The sequence below is a fragment of the Paraburkholderia sacchari genome, assembly GCF_000785435.2.
GTDB classification, from domain to species: Bacteria; Pseudomonadota; Gammaproteobacteria; order Burkholderiales; family Burkholderiaceae; genus Paraburkholderia; species Paraburkholderia sacchari.
The window spans coordinates 94,821-114,284 of sequence record NZ_JTDB02000003.1 but is presented as its reverse complement, the minus strand read 5'-3'; the positions used below and the strand labels follow the sequence as shown (position 1 = coordinate 114,284).

Annotated in this window: 13 protein-coding genes; 4 read left to right on the top strand and 9 right to left on the bottom strand. The window is 65.9% G+C overall.

Translation table 11 applies throughout. The annotated features are described in order from the left end of the window. Positions 1 to 32 precede the first annotated feature (32 nt). Positions 33 to 2,420 carry an LPS-assembly protein LptD gene (locus NH14_RS12725; protein ID WP_035534697.1) on the bottom strand — a complete coding sequence of 796 codons (2,388 nt, stop codon included), beginning with the start codon at positions 2,418 to 2,420 and terminating at the stop codon, positions 33 to 35. Between the two features lie 140 nt (positions 2,421 to 2,560). On the opposite strand from NH14_RS12725, the gene NH14_RS12720 reads away from it, so the two are divergent. Together NH14_RS12720 and murU are read left to right on the top strand one after the other, a co-directional pair. After that, the gene (locus NH14_RS12720) at positions 2,561 to 3,610 is read left to right on the top strand and encodes an aminoglycoside phosphotransferase family protein (protein ID WP_035534694.1); all 1,050 of its coding nucleotides are present in this window, start codon (positions 2,561 to 2,563) and stop codon (positions 3,608 to 3,610) included. 84 nt (positions 3,611 to 3,694) lie between these two features. Continuing rightward, positions 3,695 to 4,396, top strand: coding sequence for an N-acetylmuramate alpha-1-phosphate uridylyltransferase MurU (murU, locus tag NH14_RS12715; protein WP_035534691.1), 702 nt, complete (start codon positions 3,695 to 3,697; stop codon positions 4,394 to 4,396). 16 nt (positions 4,397 to 4,412) lie between these two features. On the opposite strand, the gene NH14_RS12710 is transcribed toward murU, so the two are convergent. Beyond that, positions 4,413 to 6,323 carry an ABCB family ABC transporter ATP-binding protein/permease gene (locus tag NH14_RS12710; RefSeq protein WP_035534689.1) on the bottom strand — a complete coding sequence of 637 codons (1,911 nt, stop codon included), beginning with the start codon at positions 6,321 to 6,323 and terminating at the stop codon, positions 4,413 to 4,415. A gap of 299 nt (positions 6,324 to 6,622) precedes the next feature. Between NH14_RS12710 and NH14_RS12705 the strand changes: the two genes are divergently transcribed. After that, positions 6,623 to 7,018, top strand: a complete 396-nt coding sequence (locus tag NH14_RS12705) for an acyl-CoA thioesterase (RefSeq protein WP_035534687.1) — start codon at positions 6,623 to 6,625, stop codon at positions 7,016 to 7,018. A 97-nt stretch (positions 7,019 to 7,115) separates the two neighbouring features. Here NH14_RS12705 and NH14_RS12700 read toward each other — a convergent pair whose 3' ends face one another. Beyond that, a complete protein-coding gene (locus NH14_RS12700; protein WP_035534684.1) occupies positions 7,116 to 10,331 on the bottom strand; it encodes a sensor domain-containing protein in 3,216 nt (1,071 codons plus the stop codon). Between the two features lie 201 nt (positions 10,332 to 10,532). Then, entirely contained in the window at positions 10,533 to 11,027 is a 495-nt protein-coding gene (locus tag NH14_RS12695; RefSeq protein WP_035534681.1) for a nitrate reductase associated protein, read from the bottom strand. Positions 11,028 to 11,211: 184 nt separating this feature from the next. On the opposite strand from NH14_RS12695, the gene fdhD reads away from it, so the two are divergent. Beyond that, positions 11,212 to 12,165 (top strand): formate dehydrogenase accessory sulfurtransferase FdhD, encoded by a 954-nt coding sequence (gene fdhD, locus NH14_RS12690; RefSeq protein WP_407947141.1) that lies wholly within the window; start codon positions 11,212 to 11,214, stop codon positions 12,163 to 12,165. A 69-nt stretch (positions 12,166 to 12,234) separates the two neighbouring features. On the opposite strand, the gene NH14_RS12685 is transcribed toward fdhD, so the two are convergent. The 5 genes from NH14_RS12685 to NH14_RS12665 all read right to left on the bottom strand — a co-directional run bounded on the left by NH14_RS12685 (position 12,235) and on the right by NH14_RS12665 (position 19,407). Next, entirely contained in the window at positions 12,235 to 13,005 is a 771-nt protein-coding gene (locus tag NH14_RS12685) for an enoyl-CoA hydratase (protein WP_035534719.1), read from the bottom strand. Between the two features lie 116 nt (positions 13,006 to 13,121). Then, a complete protein-coding gene (locus NH14_RS12680) occupies positions 13,122 to 14,321 on the bottom strand; it encodes an acetyl-CoA C-acyltransferase (protein ID WP_035534678.1) in 1,200 nt (399 codons plus the stop codon). Between the two features lie 39 nt (positions 14,322 to 14,360). Continuing rightward, entirely contained in the window at positions 14,361 to 16,802 is a 2,442-nt protein-coding gene (locus NH14_RS12675) for a 3-hydroxyacyl-CoA dehydrogenase/enoyl-CoA hydratase family protein (RefSeq protein WP_035534675.1), read from the bottom strand. Between the two features lie 129 nt (positions 16,803 to 16,931). Then, positions 16,932 to 18,719 carry an acyl-CoA dehydrogenase C-terminal domain-containing protein gene (locus tag NH14_RS12670; protein ID WP_168727142.1) on the bottom strand — a complete coding sequence of 596 codons (1,788 nt, stop codon included), beginning with the start codon at positions 18,717 to 18,719 and terminating at the stop codon, positions 16,932 to 16,934. A gap of 88 nt (positions 18,720 to 18,807) precedes the next feature. After that, positions 18,808 to 19,407, bottom strand: coding sequence for a TetR/AcrR family transcriptional regulator (locus tag NH14_RS12665; protein WP_168727141.1), 600 nt, complete (start codon positions 19,405 to 19,407; stop codon positions 18,808 to 18,810). Positions 19,408 to 19,464: the final 57 nt, after the last annotated feature.

Here is a 19,464-nt window from a genome sequence, read left to right as displayed (position 1 = left end):
TGGCCCTGCGGCCGCGTGCGCTGGTTCACGCGTTATTGGTAATCCGTGAAGCGCGACGGCAGCGGCAACTGCCCCGGCGGCTGCGTGTAGCCCGGCACGCTGGCCTTGAATGCCGAAATGAGACCGTTGTCCACGTTCGACAGCCCCTTGAGCGTGAGCTGCGCGAGAAAACGCGTGGCCGAATTGTTGCCGCCCGTGGTGTTGACCCCGTTCGCATAGCGCTGCACGCCAACGCCGAGCGCCCAGCAATCCGCGTCGTACTGCATGCCGACCAGGCCATCGACGATCTTGTGGCCGTTCAGATCGTAGTTGAAGCGGCCCACAGCGTACACCCGATGCGAGAACGGCCATTGGGCCGAAATCAGGATCTGGTTGATCGGCTGATTGTCGAGCGTGCTGTTGTTCTCGCGCGTGTAGCGATACGCGACGTTCAACACGCGGCTCGGCCCAGGGCTATAGCCGAAGCCGACGCTCGCCTTGGTCAGCTGGCCCGCGTCGGCATTATATTGGAACGCCGTTTCCGAAGCGAAACCGCCCCCGATCTTTAGCGACATCCCCGCAATCAGGTCGGAATGCGCCGACCCCGCGTTCGGGGCCGGCTGACCCGCGACGGGCGGCAGCAGCGTGACGCGTTGATCAGTGAAATAGTACTGCTGCGCGATCACGAAGCGCGCGCGCTCGTCGCCCGTGGCCGCGTCGATGAAGCGCGTGGTCAGCGCCGCCGTGAGGCGGTTCGCGTCGGCGATGCGGTCGTTACCGACGAAGGTGTTCGGCGTGAAGATCTCCGCGAGGCCGAAGTCGGCCTCGGCGGTGTCAAAAAGGGGCGCAAAGTTCTGGTTGCGGTACGGCGTGTACACGTAGTACAGGCGCGGCTCCAGGGTTTGGATATAGTCCTGGCCGAACAGCTGCACCGAGCGGTCGAACACGAGCCCCGTGTCGAAGCTGAAGGTGGGAATCGATTCGGTGAAGCTCTTGGGCGTGCCCGCGGGCGAGCCCGTGCCGATATTGCTCAGGTTGTAGTCCGCGAAGTGCCATTGCACCTTCGGCGTGACGAAGTAACCCGGCCCCATCAGCGAGTACGACAGGTACGGATTGAAGACGACGCGGTCGCCTTCGGTAGCATCGGCCGTCGTGATGCGAAAGCGCGAGTAGTCAGCTTCCATGCCGTAGTCGAAGCCGCCCACGTTGTACTTCGCGTACTTCACGTTGAGCTCGGGCTCGCGGCCGTACGGCGCGATTGACGGCGACAGCGTCTGCCAGTGCTGGTAGCGGCCGAGCACGGACCACGGTCCGTTGCTGTACGTAAGGCCGGCTTCCTGCTGATACAGCGTCTGCGTGCCGTTCAGGAACTGATTGGCCGGCGACGCCAGATCTTCCGGATAGGTGTTGTCCGAGACCTTGTTGTAGTAGATGTAACCGCCGAACCCGTTGCCGAAGTTCTGGTTGTGCTGGATGAACAGCGCATAGCGGTTGGTCTTCGTGATCGCGTCGTTGGGCAGGAACGTGCCGGTAATCGAGCCCGAGTAGTTCGTCGACAGATACCGGTAGTTGCCCTCGAGAAACACGCCGCGCTTCGAGATGATCTCGGGCGTGAACGTGAAGTCGCGGTTCGGCGCGATGTTGAAGTAATACGGCATCGACAGCTCGAGGCCATTCGTCGAGCTGATGGAGAACGTCGGCGGCAAGAGCCCGCTGCGGCGTTCGCCCGAGAGCGGAAACGTGAACCACGGGCTCGCGAGGATCGGCACGTTCTGGAAGAACAGCACGCCGTTGTGCGCGACGCCTTCGTCCGAGCCCGTGTCGAAGTCGAACTCGGTGCCCTTGATGTACCAGGCCGGATCCGCCGAGCACTGGCAGGCCGTGTAGGTGCCGTTGGTGAGCACCGAGCGCTCGCCGTCGAGCAGGTCAGCGCGCTCGGCGCTGCCCGAGCCGCCGGTGGCCGAGAAATGGTACTTCGGCGTGGGCATGAAGCCTTCGTTCGCCTCGACCTTCAGATGCGCTTCGGGGCCTGCGAAGGTGGTGCCGCTCTGCGAGACGACGACATTGCCGTAAGCGTCGGCCATGTCGGTGTCCTGGTCGTAGTGCAGCGCGTCGCCCTTGACGACGTTGGTGCCCTGGCGCAGCTCGGCCGCGCCCTTGACGGCGAAGTCGGTGCCCGACGTGCCGGTGGTCGAATCGCCGAGCACGAACGTTGCGGGACGCTGGCCCGGCGCTCTCGGCTGCTCTTCGAGCTGCGGGGACAGGCGCAGGCTCCACGCGTCGTCCAGCCGCTGGGGCTGCGCAGCATCACCCGCAAGCTGGGCGTGCGCCAGCGCGGGCATGAGCCCCGGCATGGCCACGAGCGCCGCGATGAGCCGCCGCTTGCCCGGCACGCCGTCGTCACTTTGGGAGATAGTCTGGAAATACTGTCTGGGCGGCATGTATGGTTTTGGCGTATCGGCCCCGTCAGCCTGCCCGCCCAGAGCGAATCGTCATGCGGGCTTTGGCGCGAGTCGCGTCAAAAAAGTCGTGGGGTATTATATGGCAAGACGTTGATCCACTGATTTTGCCTCCGGTTTTCATGACCCTCACTGCCCCGCCCGCCCCGGCCGACGCCCGCCGCGACCTGCTCGCCGCCTGGCTCGCCGGCCACGCAGAAAAATACGCACTCGACCTCGCCACCCTCGCCCCGGCCTCCGCCGATGCGAGCTTCAGGCGCTACTTTCGGCTCGCGAGCGCCGGCGCGCACGGCGCCACGCTGATCGCCGTCGACGCGCCGCCGCCCGAGAAATGCCGCGAATTCGTGCAGATCGCACAATTGCTCGAAGCCGCCGGCGTGCACGTGCCGCGCGTGCTGGAAGTCGATCTCGACGCCGGGCTCATGCTCGTGACCGACCTCGGCACGGCGCCCTACCTCAAGGCGCTCACCGATGCCGGCCCCGGCCCTCAGGCGCGCACGCTCATGCGCGACGCCATCGACGCGCTGATCCGCGTCCAGCTCGCCTCGCGCGAGGGCGTGCTGCCGCCGTTCGACGACGCCTTCCTGCGCCGCGAGATGGAGCTCATGCCCGAGTGGTATCTGGAGCGCCACCTCGGCCGCAAGATCGACGAGGCCACGCGCGGCATGCTCGATCGCACCTTCGCGCTGCTGAGCGCCAGCGCGCTCGCCCAGCCGCAGGTTTTCATGCTGCGCGATTTCATGCCGCGCAATCTCATGATCGCGACGCCCAACCCCGGCGTGCTGGACTTCCAGGACGCCGTGTACGGCCCGATCACGTACGACATCGCCTCGCTGTTGCGCGACGCGTTCCTGAGCTGGGACGAGGAGTTCGAGCTCGACTGCTTCGCGTACTACTGGGAGCGCGCGAAGAAAGCCGGGCTGCCCGTGGATGCGGACTTCGGCGAGTTCTACCGCCAGCTCGAATGGATGGGCCTGCAACGCCATATCAAGGTGCTGGGCCTGTTCTGCCGCATCAACTACCGGGATGCCAAGCCGCACTACATGGCCGACCTGCCACGCTTTCTCGACTACGCGGGCAAGGTCGCGCACCGTTATCGGCCGCTGGTGCCGTTCGCGCGGCTCATCGACGAGCTGCAGGGCACGAGCGCCGACGTCGGCTACACGTTCTGATCGCGCCGGCTCACCACTATCCTTCACGACAAGGTCGAATACATGACGCGTGCCACTGCAAGGGACACGGCTGAGCGCACGGCGATGATCTTCGCCGCCGGGCGCGGCGAGCGCATGCGCCCGCTCACCGACACCTGCCCCAAGCCGCTACTCGAAGCCGGCGGCAAACCGCTCATCGTCTGGCAGATCGAGCGGCTCGCTGCGGCGGGCTATACGCGCATCGTCATCAATCATGCGTGGCTCGGTGCGCGCATCGAAGCCGCGCTCGGCGATGGCGCGCGTTTTGGCGTGCAACTGCTCTACTCCGCCGAAACCGATGCGCTGGAAACCGCCGGCGGCATCGCGCAGGCGCTGCCGCTGCTGGAACGCGAAGGCGAGCCGGCCGTGTTTCTCGCCGTGAGCGGCGACGTCCATAGCGAATACGACTTCGCCATGCTGAACGCGCGCGCCGAGGCGCTCGCGGCGCGGCCCGAGCCGGGCATGCATCTGGTGATGGTGCCCAACCCGCCGTTTCACCCGTCCGGCGACTTCGCGCTAGGCGAGGACGGCCTGCTCGCGCTCGACGGCGCGCCGCGCTACACCTTCGGCAATATCGGGCTCTACGACACCCGCATGTTCCGCGCGCTGCAGCGCGGCGAGAAGCGCGCGCTCACGCCGTACTACCGCGAAGCCATTGCGGCGCGGCGCGCAAGCGGCGAACTCTTCGAGGGGCTCTGGGAGAACGTGGGCACGCCCGCGCAGCTCGCGGCGCTCGACGCCGCGTTGCGCGCGCCGCAGCGCGGCTGAGGCCCAGTCGAAACGCTCAATGCCCGCGCTCGGCATCAACCGGAGCGGGCTCTGCTGCGGCCCGTTGCGCTTCGTTCGCGCGCTGCTGCTGCAGCGCCCACATCTGCGCATAGTGGCCGTCGGCCTGTAAAAGCTCCGCGTGCGTGCCGCGCTCGACGATGCGTCCGTGATCCATCACGATGATCTGCTGCGCGTGGATGATCGTCGATAGCCGGTGCGCGATCACGAGCGTCGTGCGCTCGCGCGCGATCTGATCGAGTTCGTGCTGGATCGCGCGCTCCGAGCGCGAATCGAGCGCCGAAGTCGCTTCGTCGAACAGCAGGATCGGCGGATTCTTGAGCAGCGTGCGCGCGATCGCGACGCGCTGCTTCTCGCCGCCCGAGAGCTTCAGCCCGCGCTCGCCCACCGGCGTGTCATAGCCCTTCGGCAGGCTCTCGATGAACGCGTGAATGTGCGCCGCGCGCGCCGCCGCGATCACCTCTTCGCGGCTAGCCGAAGGCCGGCCGTACGCAATGTTGTAGTAGATCGAATCGTTGAACAGCACCGTGTCCTGCGGCACGATGCCGATCGATGCGCGCAGCGAATCCTGCGTCACCTCGCGGATGTCCTGGCCGTCGATCGTGATCGCGCCGCCGCTTTTATCACCCATCGCCTTGTCGAGATCGTAAAAGCGGAACAGGAGCCGCGAAAGCGTGGACTTGCCCGAGCCGCTGTGGCCCACCACTGCTGTAGTCGTGCCCGCCGCGATGGTGAAGCTCACGTCATGCAGGATCTGGCGCGCCGGCTCGTAAGCGAAATTCACGTGCGAGAAGCGCACCTCCGCGCCGCGCACCACGAGCGGCGGCGCGCCCGGGGCGTCGGGCACCTCGCGCGCGACGGTGAGCAGGTTGAACATGCGGTCCATGTCGGTGAGGCTCTGCTTGAGTTCGCGATACACCACGCCGAGAAAATTCAGCGGAATGTAGAGCTGCAGCATGAAGGTGTTGATGAGCACGAGATCGCCCAGCGTGAGCTTTCCGGCCATCACGCCCTGGGTCGCGCGCCACAGGATGAAGACGAGCCCCGTGCCGATAATCGCCTGCTGCCCGAAGTTGAGCACTGAAAGCGACTGCTGCGACGTGATCGCCGCAGCGCGATAGCGGCGCAGGTTCTCGTCGTAGCGCTGCGCCTCCCAGGCTTCGTTGCCGAAGTACTTCACCGTCTCGTAGTTGATGAGCGAATCGATCGCGCGCGAATTCGCGCGCGAATCGAGTTCGTTCATCGTGCGCCGGAAATGCGTGCGCCATTCGGTGACCTTCACGGTGAAGACGATGTACGCAGCCAGCGCCACGAGCGTGACGATCGCGTAGTAGGCCTCGTATTTCACGGTGAAAAAGCCCAGCACGAGCCCTACTTCGACGAGCGTCGGCAAGATGCTGTAGAGCGAGTACGAGATGAGCTGCGTGATGCCGCGCGTGCCGCGCTCGATGTCGCGCGACATGCCTCCGGTCTGCCGCTCCAGATGAAAGCGCAACGAAAGCGAATGCAGATGGCGAAATACTTTGAGCGCAAGCTGGCGCACGGCGCTTTCCGTCACCTTCGAAAAAAGTATCTCGCGCAGCTCGGTGAACAGCGAAGTCGAGAGGCGCACCACCGCGTAGGCCACCACGAGGAGCCCCACGCCGCCCATCAGCACGATGCCGGGCGCGTGCTCGGCACGCCCGAGCGCGGTGAGGTGCTGCGCGGCCGCGAGATTGTCGACGATGTGCTTCATCACGACCGGCACGCCGAGGTTGGCGACCTTGGCGCCGATCAGGCAGGTGAGCGCGAACGCCACGCGCCATTTGTAGGCGGTGAGATAAGGCAGCAGCGAAACAATGGTCTGCCAGTCGTTGCGCGGCCCGGCAGCGGGCGGCGCGGGTTCGTTGGAAGCGGGAAAGCGGCGCATGGGCGAGCGGCTATCAGCGTGCCGCGAGTGTGCGCCCGAAGAGTCGAGGGCGCGCGCGGGAAGCACGGCGTGTTGTTGGCGGAGTGGAAGACGGGTTCCGGGCGCGTCGGCGCGAGGCTGAAGCTGGGGCTGGGCGCCGTTTCGGCCGCACCGCCGCGCTTGCGGCTTTCCCGTACAATTCCTGACAGCGTATTGTCGCAGAAGGCCGCTCGCGCCGCTGACGGCCGCCGGGCGCGGCCCCGTTGCTTCAGCCGCGCCGCCCGAGCCCCCGCCTATCCAGTCTCTTTCATGGACACCCGATGACCGACTCCTCCCCGCTCCCCCAGAAGTCGCCCGCGCTGCGCGTCGTGCCGCAGCCCTCCGACGCCAACGTTCATGGCGACGTGTTCGGCGGCTGGATCATGTCGCAGGTCGACATCGCCGGCTCGATCCCGGCGAGCCGCCGCGCCAATGGCCGCGTCGCGACCGTCGCGGTGAACTCGTTCCTGTTCAAGCAGCCGGTGTTCGTCGGCGACCTGCTGAGCTTTTACGCCGAGATCGTCAAGACCGGCAGGACCTCGGTGACCGTCGAGGTCGAGGTCTACGCCCAGCGCATGCGTCTGGCCGATGAAGTCGTGAAGGTGACCGAAGCGACGCTCACCTACGTGGCCACGGACAACGACCGCCGCCCGCGCCCGTTGCCCGAGATCGCATAAGCCATCCGACGCGCGCCTCACTGGGCGCGCTTGTTGGCCTGCACACCGTGAGCGAGCGCTAGCCTCAAGCAGGCTCCAAGCGGGCCCCAAGCGAACCTCAAGCGGGCCACGCAAGGCCAGCGCCCTCCTCGTACGCCGCGCTCGTGCTCAACAGCGCCGCGGCTTCCTCTCCCGGCATCGGCGGCGCGAAGAAATATCCCTGCAGTTCGTCGCACGCGCGCTCGCGCAGGAACGCGAACTGTTGCGACGTCTCCACGCCTTCCGCGATTACCTGCAACCGTAGCTCGTGCGCGAGCGCGATGATGGCCGCCGTAATGGTCTCGTCGTCGCTGCTGTTGCCGATGTCGGCCACGAACGAGCGGTCGATCTTGAGCCGGTCCACCGGCAGCCGCTTCAGATAGCTCAGGCTCGAATAGCCGGTGCCGAAATCGTCGATGGCAATGCCCACGCCAGCCTCGTGCAGCGCATTGAGCATCGACACGGCTTCTTCCGTATTTCGCATCAGCGTGCTTTCGGTGAGCTCGACTTCGAGCCAGCACGGGTCGAGCCCCGTCTCCTGAAGCACGCCCTTCACGAGTTCGGTGATATCGCGCTGGTGAAACGTCTTCGCCGAGAAGTTCACCGATACGCGCACCGGCGGCAGCCCCGCGTCCTGCCACGCCCGGTTCTGCCGGCAGGCCTCGCGCAGCACCCAGTCGGACAGCGGGCCGATCAGGCCGCTTTCCTCGGCCACGGGAATGAACTGCGCGGGCGACACGAGCCCAGCCTCGGGATCGCGCCAGCGCACCAGCGCCTCCATGCCCACGATGCGTCCGCCCTCGATCTCCACCTGCGGCTGGTAGTGCAGCAAGAACTCGCCGTCGCGCAGCGCGCGGCGCAGGCGCCGCTCGAGGTCCATGCGCGCGCCCGCGCTCGCGTTCATCTCGGGCTGATAGAACTGGAACGTGTTGCGGCCCAGTTCCTTCGCGCGGTACATGGCGACGTCGGCCTTCTTGAGCAGCGCCTCGGCGTCGTTGCCGTCTTGCGGGTACACGCTCGCGCCCATGCTGCAGCCCACATAGAGTTCGGTGCCGTCGATCCATACGGGCTCCGAAATCATCGAGCGCGCACGCTCCATCCAGCTGATCAGCACTTTTTCGTCGATGGTCTCGGTCAGCACGATCACGAACTCGTCGCCGCCGTGGCGCGCGACGGTGTCGCTCGTGCGCGTGCAGCGAGTGAGCCGTTCGGCCACCACGCCCAGCAGCCGGTCGCCCACGCTGTGGCCGAGGCTGTCGTTGACGTTCTTGAAGCCGTCCAGGTCGATGAACACCACGGCCACGCCGCGCCGGTGGCGCTGCGCCGAAACGAGCGCCTGCTGCAGGCGGTCGCGCAGCAGGTTGCGGTTGGGCAGCTGCGTGAGGCTGTCGTAATTCGCCTGGTATTCGAGCTGTTCCTGATAGCGGATCAGCTCGGTCACGTCGTTGATGATGCCGATATGATGCGTGATGCGCCCGTCGAAGTCGGGCACCGGCGCGATCAGCAACTGGTTCCAGAAGAGCGCGCCGTCCTTGCGGTAGTTGCGCAGCACCGTGTTGACTTCGCGGTTCGAGACCAACGCCTGGCGCATGGCGATGAGCCCTTCCTGGTCGCGGTCGTCGCGCTGCAGGAAGCGGCAGTCCTGCCCTATCACCTCGGCCGGATCGTAGCCGGTGATGCGGCGGAACGCCGGATTCGCATATTCGATCAGGTTGCTGCCGTCCCGCCCCGGCGCGGTGATCAGAATGGCGTTCACGCAGGCGTCGAGCGCGCGGCTTTGCAGGCGCAGCGCGAGGTCGGCGCGCTTGCTCTCGGTGGTGTCCGAGTAGCTGCCGAGCACGCCCATCACGCGGCCCGCGCCGTCGAGCAACGGCAGCTTGCTCGCCAGTATGGTGCGGTGCACGCCGCCGAACGTCAGCTCTTCCTCAAAATTGACGCGCGGCAGGCCCGACTCGATTACTTCGCGGTCCTGTGCATGCAAGGTTCTCACGTAGGCGTACCACGGCAGATCCTCGTCGGTCTTGCCGACGATCTGCTCGGGGTACGCCAGACCAGCATCGCGCGCGAAGGCCATGTTGCAACCCAGGTAGCGCGATCGCGCGTCCTTCCAGAAGATCCGCTGCGGGATGTTGTCGATCACCGTCTCGAGCATCTGGTTGGAGCGCTGCGCCTCGACCTCGGCCTTGATCTGCTCGGTCACATCGTCTGCAAGCACGAATACCGCCTCACGGCCCTCGAAGACCAGCGAATGGTGCGAGATATCGGCGCTGATCAGCGAGCCGTCGCGGCGCATATGACGCCAGATGCCCGCCACCATGCGCACGTTCTGCGTAAGCATGTCCGAGCGCGCGAGATGCTGCTCGAGCCGCGCCACGTCGTCGGCGGGGCGGATATCGCGGATCGTCATCGCGAGGAATTCCTCCTCGCTATAGCCGTATTGCTGGATCGCCGCCGCGTTGACCGCGAGAAAGCGCAGCGTTGCGCGGTCGAATACGTACATCGGCACCGGATGGGCGTCGAACAGGCCATGGACGCGCTCGTTGCGCGCCTGCGTGCCTGCAAGCGCGCGCAGCCTTTCGCGCGCGGCGTTCTCGCGTGCGCCGAAGGTATAAAACAGCAGCGCGGCGCCCGAGAGCATCGTCACGATCAGCAGGATCGACGCGCGGCGGCCCATGCTCGACGACTCGGCGAACACGCCGGCGAGCGCGCGATCCTGGTCGCCCTGCAAGGCCGAGAGCGTGGCGTCGACGCGGTCGGCGCGCGCATCGAGCCGAATGTATTCGCTGGCGATCCAGGACGCGACTTTCGTCAGCGCGGCATCGGCGGCTTTCGCGTCGCCCGGTTGCGCTGCGGCCGCCATGGCTTGCTGCGCGCTGCCCTGCACGCGGGCATCGGCGAGCCGCGCCTGTGCGCGCGAAAGCGTTTCGTCGATCTCGCGGGCAAGCCGCGCGGCTTGCCCCTCCATGTCGTCGAAACGCCGAGCCTGCGCGGGATCCCCGGCCAGCTCGTCGCGCAATGTCTGCGCCGTATCGCGAAGCGCGACGGCGCGGGCTTCGCGCTCGCCGGGAGACTCCGTCACGCCGCCAGCCTCGATGCGGCCAAGTACTGCAAGCCCGCTGTCAAGCGCATTGCGAAAACGATCCAGATCCTGCCGCACGCGCGCAGCCTGCACCGCCCGCTCGTTGATCTCGCGCTGCGCGCCGATCTGCGCCCACGCCACGAAAGCGTTCGCGCCCACGGCGGCGGCAACGACCAGCAGGTTGATGAGGTGCCGCTTCGAGTAATGAAGATTCATGAATGCCGAACGCCGTTCGCCCCCGTGCGGCGGGCACGGAAAGACTGCTTACGATCTGCGCGCAACCGGCCGGCGCGCATCTGCGCCAGCGCGAATGCGCCATACCAGATAACGGCAAAATACGGCAAGACCTTTAGGAAAACGCGTGAGGGCGAGACGCGCGGCTCATGGGGTGGCTCATGGGGTGGCTTGTGCGGCGGCTCACGACGCCGCCTGCCCCGGCGCCGCCAGCCCGAACTCCCGCATCGCCGGCACGAAATCGTGATTCGCCTCGGGCTTGCGCGCGAGCTTGGTCAGCACATAGCGCTGGAACGGCGCGAGCCGGGCCCAGTCCTCGACAGCCGGCGCGCTCAGGTTCGCGAGCGCCGCCTGATTCGCGATGCCGCCCGGCACGGTCTGGGTGTCCCGCCAGGCAGGCGCTTCCTCGGGTGCGAACCATTCGGGCTCGACATTGGCATGCGTGCGCAACATCTCGAAGAGCGCGTGATCGAAATTGGGCTCGATCTCGGTGTCCTCGTCGACGGGAAAGCGCGCGAGCAGGCGGCGGTCTTCATAGGGCAGCAGCTGCCACTGCGCGAGCGAGATGCGCAGCCCGAAGCGGTCCAGATTGAAGCGCACGCACATAGGGATGAAGGTGAGATCTTCCGACGATTCGACCTCGTAATGGAACAGCAGCGGAGCTTCGGTCAAGGCCATGGCGTTATTCCTTCTCACGATGCGGGCCCGTCCGGGCAAAGGCTGGGTAAAAAACTGGGCGAACAGCCGGACGGCAGCGAAAGGCGCCCGCTTGAGGTATTTTAGAACCTTCCGCGTCAAGCGCATGCCCGTGCGGCCCGCCAGAATGCACGACGACGCACCAGGCCTTGATGGAGCACCCTGCTTGAATTCCCGACCGAACCCTCATTTGCCCGCCGCGCCAGACGCCGCCCCCAGCAACGCCCCCAATGCCGCCCCCCAAGCCACGCCAAACGCCGCGCCAAACCCGCTGGCAACCGAAGGCCAGCCCGGCGCCATCGAGCTGCGCGTGCACCGGCATCGCGGCGGCGCGGTGGAGACGCTCACCGATCACGTGGGCCAGGAATGGCCCGTCGCGCTCGTCTTCAACGGCATCTCGCACGCGGTCATGATGTGCACGCCGCGCGATCTCGAAGCGTTCGCGGTTGGTTTCGCCATCTCGGAAGGCATCGTCGCGCGCAACGCCGATATCCAGGACATCGAAGTCTTCTGGTATGCCAAGCCGGATTCGGACGCGCTGCCGCACGCCGAGGTCCATCTCACGGTCGTGCAGCAAGCGTTCGTCGAGTTGAAGGAGAAGCGCCGGGCCCTCGCCGGGCGTAGCGGCTGCGGCGTGTGCGGCATCGAGAGCATCGATTTGCTCGACCTCGAGCCCGAAATCGTGCCCGATACGGGCTTTCTCACGCGCCTTGCGCCGGACGCCATCGCGCGCGCCGCCCGCGAACTGCCGCAACATCAGGCCCTCACGAAACTCACGGGCGGGCTGCACGCGGCCGCATGGTGCGATGCGAACGGTGCAATCTTGCGCGCGTTCGAAGACGTGGGCCGCCACAACGCGCTCGACAAGCTCATAGGCCAACTGGTGATCGAGCGCGCCGACACGCAGCAAGGCTTCGTGTTCCTCTCCAGCCGGGCGAGCTACGAGCTGGTGCGCAAGGCCGCGCGCGTAGGCATCCCGATGGTGGCGACCATCTCGGCGCCCTCGACGCTCGCCATCGCCATCGCGAAGCGCGCCGGATTGCGGCTCGTGAGCTTCTGCCGCGAGTCCGGCTATGTCGATTACGACACGGCGCAGAATGCCGTGCCGGGCGCCAATTGAGCTAGTTAACCCCCTCTTAACCGCTCGAACGACGCGCGCCGAAGCGCGTGGTTTCAGTCGCCCAATCGCTCAGTCGAACTGCCGGAAATCGGGCTTGCGCTTTTGCAGAAAAGCCGTGAACGCCTCGCGCGCTTCAGGCGCGACCAGCATCGTGCGGAAGTGCCCGCCCTCCTCTTCCATCTGCGTCGCAACCTCATGCGCGCTCGCGCGCTTCATGAGCGCCTTGGTCACGCGCAGCGACGAAGCGGGCAGCGCGACGAGCTTCGCCAGTTGCGCGGCCACGAATGCATCGAGCTCGGCGGCGGGCAGCACGCGATTCACGAAACCCATGCGGTGCGCCTCGGCTGCATCGAAGGCATCGCCGAGCAGCAGCTTTTCCGCCGCGCCCTGATAGCCGGCCACGCGTGGCAGCAACAGCGACGAAGCCGCCTCGGGGCACAGCCCGAGTTGCGCGAACGGCATGGCGAAGCGCGCGGTATCGGCGGCATAGACCATGTCACAGTGCAGCAGCAACGTCGTGCCCACGCCGATGGCCGCCCCCGCCACGGCCGCCACGAGCGGCTTTTCGAAAACCGCGATGGCTTTCAGGAAGTGGCCCACGGGCGAATCGGTGAGGGTGGGCGGCGACTTCAGGAAATCCTCGATATCGTTGCCCGCCGTGAAAATTTCGGCGTGACCGCGCATCAGCACGACGCGCACGGCGGCGTCATCCTGCGCCGCAGCCAGCTCGTCGGCCATCGCCTGGTACATCGCGGGCGTCAGCGCGTTCTTGCGCTCGGGCCGGTTGATGGTGATCGTCAGCACGCCGTTTTCGCGTGCGATCAGGATTTCGTTGCTCATGTAGTTGTCTCCTGCCGGGCTCGACGTCGTGGCGAGCCCGATACGAAAAACGGCCCGCGGGCCGTGAAGCCCGCGAACCGTGTCGATAGCGCCCATGCACTCGCGGAGTGATGTGCTTACAGCCGCTCGATGATGCCCGCCGCGCCCATGCCGGTGCCGACGCACATCGTCACCATGCCGTACTTGTAGTTGCGGCGGCGCAGCCCGTGCACGACCGTCGAAGCGCGGATCGCGCCTGTCGCTCCGAGCGGGTGGCCGAGCGCGATCGCGCCGCCGAGCGGGTTGATCTTCGAAGGATCGAGGCCGAGGTCCTGGATCACCGCCAGCGACTGCGCGGCAAACGCCTCGTTGAGCTCGATCCAGTCGAGATCGTCCTGCTTGAGCCCGGCTGCCTTCAGCGCCGCCGGAATCGCTTCCTTCGGGCCGATGCCCATGATCTCGGGCGGCACGCCGCGCACCGCGAAGCTCACGAAGCGCGCGAGCGGCGTGAGGTTGAACTGCTTGAGCATCTTCTCGGAGACGACGATCAGCGCGCCCGCGCCATCCGAAGTCTGCGAGCTGTTGCCCGCCGTGACCGAGCCCTTGTTCGCGAACACCGGACGCAGCTTCGCGAGGCCTTCGAGCGAGGTCTCCGCGCGCGGGCCTTCGTCGAGCTCGATCAAACGCTCCTTCACCTTCACTTCGCCCGTGGCGAGATCCGGAAATCGCTCGACGATCGTGTACGGCGCGATCTCGTCCTTGAACTCGCCCGCCTGTTGCGCGGCTAGCGCGCGGCGGTGCGACTCCACCGAGAACGCGTCCTGCGCCTCGCGGCTCACCTTCCAGCGCTCCGCGACCTTCTCGGCGGTCAAACCCATGCCGTAAGCAATGCCGATGTCCTCATTGCGGTCGAAGATGTGCGGCGAGAGCGACGGCTTGTTGCCCATCATCGGCACCATGCTCATCGACTCGCAGCCGCCCGCGATCATCGCGTCGGCTTCGCCCACGCGGATGCGGTCCGCGGCCATCGCGAGCGCCGTGAGGCCCGAGGCGCAAAAGCGGTTGACGGTCACGCCGCCCACGCTCTGCGGCAGCCCCGCGAGCAGCGCGCCAATGCGCGCCACGTTCAAGCCCTGCTCCGCCTCGGGAATCGCGCAACCGATGATGGCGTCTTCGATCACCTTGGTGTCGAGTCCCGGCACCTGCGCCACCGCCGACTTGATTGCGTGCACCAGCAACTCGTCGGGGCGGGTGTTCCTGAACGCGCCGCGCGGCGCCTTTCCGATGGGCGTGCGGCTCGCGGCGACGATGTAGGCGTCCTGCAACTGTTTGCTCATCTCTTACTCCAGTCCGTTATATGCGTACGTCGTGCCGTTTTAGTTGCGCACCGGCTTGCCGGTTTGCAGCATGCCCATGATGCGTTCCTGCGTCTTTTGCGTGCCGAGCAAGTCGACAAAGGCGCGGCGCTCGAGCGTGAGCAGCCAGGCTTCGTCGACGAGGCTGCCCGCTTCGACATCGCCGCCGCACACCGCTTCCGCGATGCGGCCCGCGATCAGGAAATCGTGGTCGCTGATGAAACGGCCATCGCGCATGTTCACGAGCGACGCCTTGATGGTCGAGATCGCCGAGCGGCCCGCGACCGGAATCTGCGTCGCGCGCAGCGGCGGACGCCAGCCGGCCGCGCTCAATGCACGCGCCTCCTTCTTCGCCGTGTCGAGCAGTTCGAACACGTTGAAGACGATGGTGTCCGAAGGCTTCAGATAACCCATCGCGCGCGCTTCGAGCGCCGAGCCCGAGACCTTGGCCATTGCCGCGTTCTCGAACGACTTCTGCAGGAACTTGAGCAGATCGCTGGGCGCTGCGCCAACCGCTTGCGCGGCATCGGCAGCACGCAGCGCCGCTTCCTTGAGGCCGCCGCCCGCCGGCACGAGACCCACGCCCACTTCCACGAGGCCGACATAGCTCTCGATGTGCGCGACGCGCTTCGCGCTGTGCAGCATGATTTCGCAGCCGCCGCCGAGCGCGATGCCCGACACGGCAGCCACCACCGGCACGTTGGCGTACTTCACGCGCAGCATGGTGTCCTGGAACTTCTTCACGAACGGCTCGATGCCCTTGGCGCCGCCCATCATGAACGCAGGCATGGCTTCTTCGAGGTTCGCGCCCGCCGAAAACGGGCCGCCCGGCGTGCCGAGCTTCAGCGACGTCGGCTGCCAGATCACGACGCCCTTGTAGCCATCTTCGGCGATGTCGATGGCCTTCACGAGCGAGTCGAGCACGCCCGGACCCATGGTGTTCATCTTGCTCTTGTACGAGACGATCACGACGTCGTCCTCGCCGGCGCGCTCGTCAACCCACGCGCGCAGATGCTCGTTCTCGAACAGCGTCTTGCCGAAGGTCTTCGGATCGCGTGCACTGGTTTCGCCAACGAGCGCCGCGCGGAACACCTGGCGCTCGTACACCGGCAAGTTCGAGCGCGGCACGAAGCGCGCCTCAGCCGCCGACCACGAACCTTCCGCGCCATGCACGCCGCCGTTCGCGGCCACCGGGCCATCGAACACCCAGGCGGGCAGCGGCGCATTCGAGAGCGCCTTGCCTGCGTCGATGTCTTCCCTCACCCACTCGGCCACCTGCTTCCAGCCCGCGGCCTGCCAGCCCTCGAACGGACCTTCGTTCCAGCCGAAGCCCCAGCGGATCGCGAGATCGACGTCGCGCGCGTTGTCGGCGATCGACGCCAGATGCACGCCGATGTAATGGAACACGTCGCGGAAAATCGACCACAGGAACTGCGCCTGTGGATGCTGCGTTTCGCGCAGCAGCTTCAGGCGTTCGGCGGGCGGCCGCTTGAGGATGCGGCCCACCAGTTCGTCGGCCTTGCCGCCGCCGTCGACGTACTCGCCCGTGCTGGCGTCGAGCACCTTGATCGTCTTGCCTTCCTTGCGATAGAAGCCGCCGCCGGTCTTCTGGCCGAGCGCGCCCTTCGCAACGAGACCCGCGAGCACGGCCGGCGTTTCGTACACAGGGAAGAACGGATCATCCTTGAGGTTGTCCTGCATCGTCCTGATGACGTGCTGCATGGTGTCGAGGCCGACAACGTCAGCAGTCCGGAACGTTGCCGACTTCGCGCGGCCAAGGCGTGCGCCAGTGAGGTCGTCGACTTCGTCGAAGCGCAGGCCGAACTTCTTCGCCTCGGCGATCACCGCGAGGATCGAGAACACGCCCACGCGGTTCGCGATGAAGTTCGGCGTATCCTTCGCGCGCACCGCGCCCTTGCCCACCACGCTCGTGAGGAACGATTCGAGCTGATCGAGGATTTCAGGCTTGGTATGCGTCGTCGGGATCAGCTCGACGAGGTGCATGTAGCGCGGCGGATTGAAGAAGTGCACGCCGCAAAAGCGCGCCTTGAGGTTATCGTCGAAGCCTTCGGACAATTCCGTGATCGACAGGCCCGAGGTGTTGGTCGCGAAGATCGCGTTCGGGCCGATATGCGGCGCGACCTTCTTGTAGAGGTCGTGCTTCCAGTCCATGCGCTCGGCGATCGCCTCGATCACCACGTCGCATTGCGCGAGTTTGGCGATGTCGTCTTCGTAGTTCGCAGGCGTGATGTATTGCGCGTCGTCCTTCACGCCGAACGGCGCGGGCGAGAGCTTCTTGAGCGTTTCGATCGCCTTGAGCGCGATGGCGTTCTTCGGGCCTTCTTTCGCGGGCAGATCGAACAGCAGCACGGGCACGCGCGCGTTGATCAGGTGCGCGGCGATCTGCGCGCCCATCACGCCGGCGCCGAGCACGGCCACCTTGCGAATATTGAGGTTGCTCACGTTGTTCCTCCAGCGGATATGCAATGTCGAGCGGATTGAGGTGTGGGGGCGGCGTGCGTCACGCGTCGGCCGCCTCTGGACATCGGGTTGAGGGGCACGCGCCTTTGACGAGCGCGTACCCATTGGCTTTTAGAACAGCGCTTCGTCGACTTCCATCAGCGTCTTCGAGCCCGCGCGCGCCTGGCGGATCGAGGTCGCCGTTTCGGGCAGCAGCTTCGCGAAGTAAAAGCGTGCCGTGGCCAGCTTCGACTTGTAGAACGGATCGCCCGAGCTTTCCTTGTCGAGCGCGATGCGCGCCATGCGCGCCCAGAAGTACGCGAACACGAGGTGGCCCGCCGTGCGCAGGTACGGCACCGCGGCGGCACCCACTTCGTCGGGGTTCTGCATCGCCTTCATGCCTATTTCCATCGTGAGCTTCTGCATCTTGTCGCCGATGTCGGCGAGCGGATTCACGAACTCCTGCATCTCCGGCTTGATGCCTTCGGCCTCGACGAAATCCGTCACGAGCTTGCCGAACTTCTTGAGCTTCGCGCCCATGTCGCCGAGCACCTTGCGTCCGAGCAGGTCGAGCGACTGGATGGTGTTGGTGCCTTCGTAAATCTGGTTGATGCGCGCGTCGCGCACGTATTGCTCCATGCCCCACTCGGAAATGAAGCCGTGACCGCCGTACACCTGCATGCCGAGGTTGGTGGATTCGAACGCGTTGTCGGTGAGGAAGGCTTTGATGATCGGCGTGAGCAGCGCGACGAGATCGGCCGCTTCCTTGCGTTCGGTTTCGTCGCCGTGCGAGAGCTCCTTGTCGATCTGCAGTGCCGACCAGTACGTGAACGCGCGCGCACCCTCGGCCCAGGCCTTCTGCGTGAGCAGCATGCGGCGCACGTCCGGATGCACGATGATCGGGTCTGCTGCCTTTTCAGGCGCCTTCGGGCCGGTCAGCGCGCGCATCTGCAGACGCTCCTTCGCATAGGCGAGCGAGTTCTGGTACGCGACTTCGGTGAGGCCGAGACCCTGCATGCCGACGCCCAGACGCGCGGCGTTCATCATCACGAACATCGCGTTCAAGCCCTTGTTCGGCTCGCCGACCATCCAGCCCTTCGCACTGTCGAGATTCATCACGCAGGTCGCGTTGCCGTGGATGCCCATCTTGTGCTCGATCGAACCGCATTTGATGCCGTTGCGCACACCGGGCTCGCCTGCTTCGGTCGGTACGAACTTCGGCACGACGAACAGCGAAATGCCCTTGGTTCCCGGCGGCGCATCCGGCAGGCGCGCGAGCACGAGATGGATGATGTTGGCGGCCATGTCGTGCTCGCCGGCCGAGATAAAGATCTTCGTGCCGGACAGCGCGTACGAGCCGTCCGCATTCGGCTCGGCCTTCGTGCGCAGCAAGCCGAGGTCGGTGCCGCAGTGCGGCTCGGTCAGGCACATCGTGCCGGTCCATTCGCCCGAGACGATCTTCGGCAGATAGGTCTTCTGGAGTTCGGGCGTGCCGTGCGCGTGCAGGCACTCGTAGGCGCCATGCGAGAGGCCCGGATACATGGTCCACGCCTGGTTCGCCGAGTTGAGCATCTCGTAGAGCGCGTTGTTCACGAACGCGGGCAGGCCCTGGCCGCCGAATTCGGGATCGCAGCCGAGCGCCGGCCAGCCGGCCTCGACATACTGTGCGTACGCTTCCTTGAAACCCGTCGGCGTGGTCACGACGCCGTCACCGGCGTAGGTGCAGCCTTCGCGGTCGCCGACCTGGTTCAGCGGAAACAGCACCTCCGAGCAGAACTTGCCGGCTTCCTCGAGCACCTGGTTGATGGTGTCGGCGTCGAGGTCGGCGTGCTTCGGCATCTGCTTGACTTCGTCTTCGACGTTCAGCAGTTCGTGCAGCACGAATTGCATGTCGCGCAGCGGCGCGGTGTACTGTCCCATCTCTCTTCTCCCCAAAATTGAACCTGGAGTTTCGGGCCTCTCGCATACCGTCATGTGCCGCCGCTGCGCTCTCGCGCACGCCCGGCCGCTAGCGGCTTACGCTCTGGTACGAAACGATCAGTTTTTCGAACGCGGCCCACGTATGCTCGACCGCATCCGGCAAATGCAGGAAGCGGCCGTCATGATGCAAACCGAGTGTCACGCTATACAGTTCGAACAACATCAGCGCGGGATCGGTGTCCTTGCGCAGATGCCCCTCTTCAATCGCCTGCGAAATCGCCCGCATCAACGCTGCCCGCCACGTCGTCACGCTCGCAACGAGCGTCTCGCGCACCTGGCTCTCCGCACGGTCGTCGTACTCGACCGCGCCGCTGATGTAGATGCAGCCGGTCGTGACCTCGTGGATACGCTTCTCGATCCATCGCGAGAGCATCGCACGCAGGCGCGGCAAACCCCGCGGTTCGCGCAGGCTCGGAAAGAAGACTTCTTCCTCGAATCTGCGGTGGTACTCGCGCACCACCTCGACCTGCAGGTCCTCGCGCGACCCGAAGTGCGCGAAGACGCCGCTCTTGCTCATCTGCATGCGCTCGGCAAGCAAGCCAATCGTCAGACCTTCCAGTCCGTCGCGGCTCGCGAGGTCGAGTGCTGCATCCAGAATGGCGGCTCGTGTCTGTTCGCCTTTTCGCATAGCTTTATTTACCGTAACGATGAGACCGCGATGTGGGTATCCGAACCGGGCAACCCC

Coding starts and splice junctions, on each gene's coding strand:
- NH14_RS12695 (WP_035534681.1), bottom strand. CDS start 11,027: ATGGCCTTGACCGAAGCTCCGCTGCTGTTCCATTACGAGGTCGAATCG.
- NH14_RS12665 (WP_168727141.1), bottom strand. CDS start 19,407: ATGCGAAAAGGCGAACAGACACGAGCCGCCATTCTGGATGCAGCACTC.
- NH14_RS12710 (WP_035534689.1), bottom strand. CDS start 6,323: ATGCGCCGCTTTCCCGCTTCCAACGAACCCGCGCCGCCCGCTGCCGGG.
- NH14_RS12700 (WP_035534684.1), bottom strand. CDS start 10,331: ATGAATCTTCATTACTCGAAGCGGCACCTCATCAACCTGCTGGTCGTT.
- murU (WP_035534691.1), top strand. CDS start 3,695: ATGATCTTCGCCGCCGGGCGCGGCGAGCGCATGCGCCCGCTCACCGAC.
- NH14_RS12680 (WP_035534678.1), bottom strand. CDS start 14,321: ATGAGCAAACAGTTGCAGGACGCCTACATCGTCGCCGCGAGCCGCACG.
- NH14_RS12685 (WP_035534719.1), bottom strand. CDS start 13,005: ATGAGCAACGAAATCCTGATCGCACGCGAAAACGGCGTGCTGACGATC.
- NH14_RS12705 (WP_035534687.1), top strand. CDS start 6,623: ATGACCGACTCCTCCCCGCTCCCCCAGAAGTCGCCCGCGCTGCGCGTC.
- NH14_RS12720 (WP_035534694.1), top strand. CDS start 2,561: ATGACCCTCACTGCCCCGCCCGCCCCGGCCGACGCCCGCCGCGACCTG.
- NH14_RS12725 (WP_035534697.1), bottom strand. CDS start 2,420: ATGCCGCCCAGACAGTATTTCCAGACTATCTCCCAAAGTGACGACGGC.
- NH14_RS12670 (WP_168727142.1), bottom strand. CDS start 18,719: ATGGGACAGTACACCGCGCCGCTGCGCGACATGCAATTCGTGCTGCAC.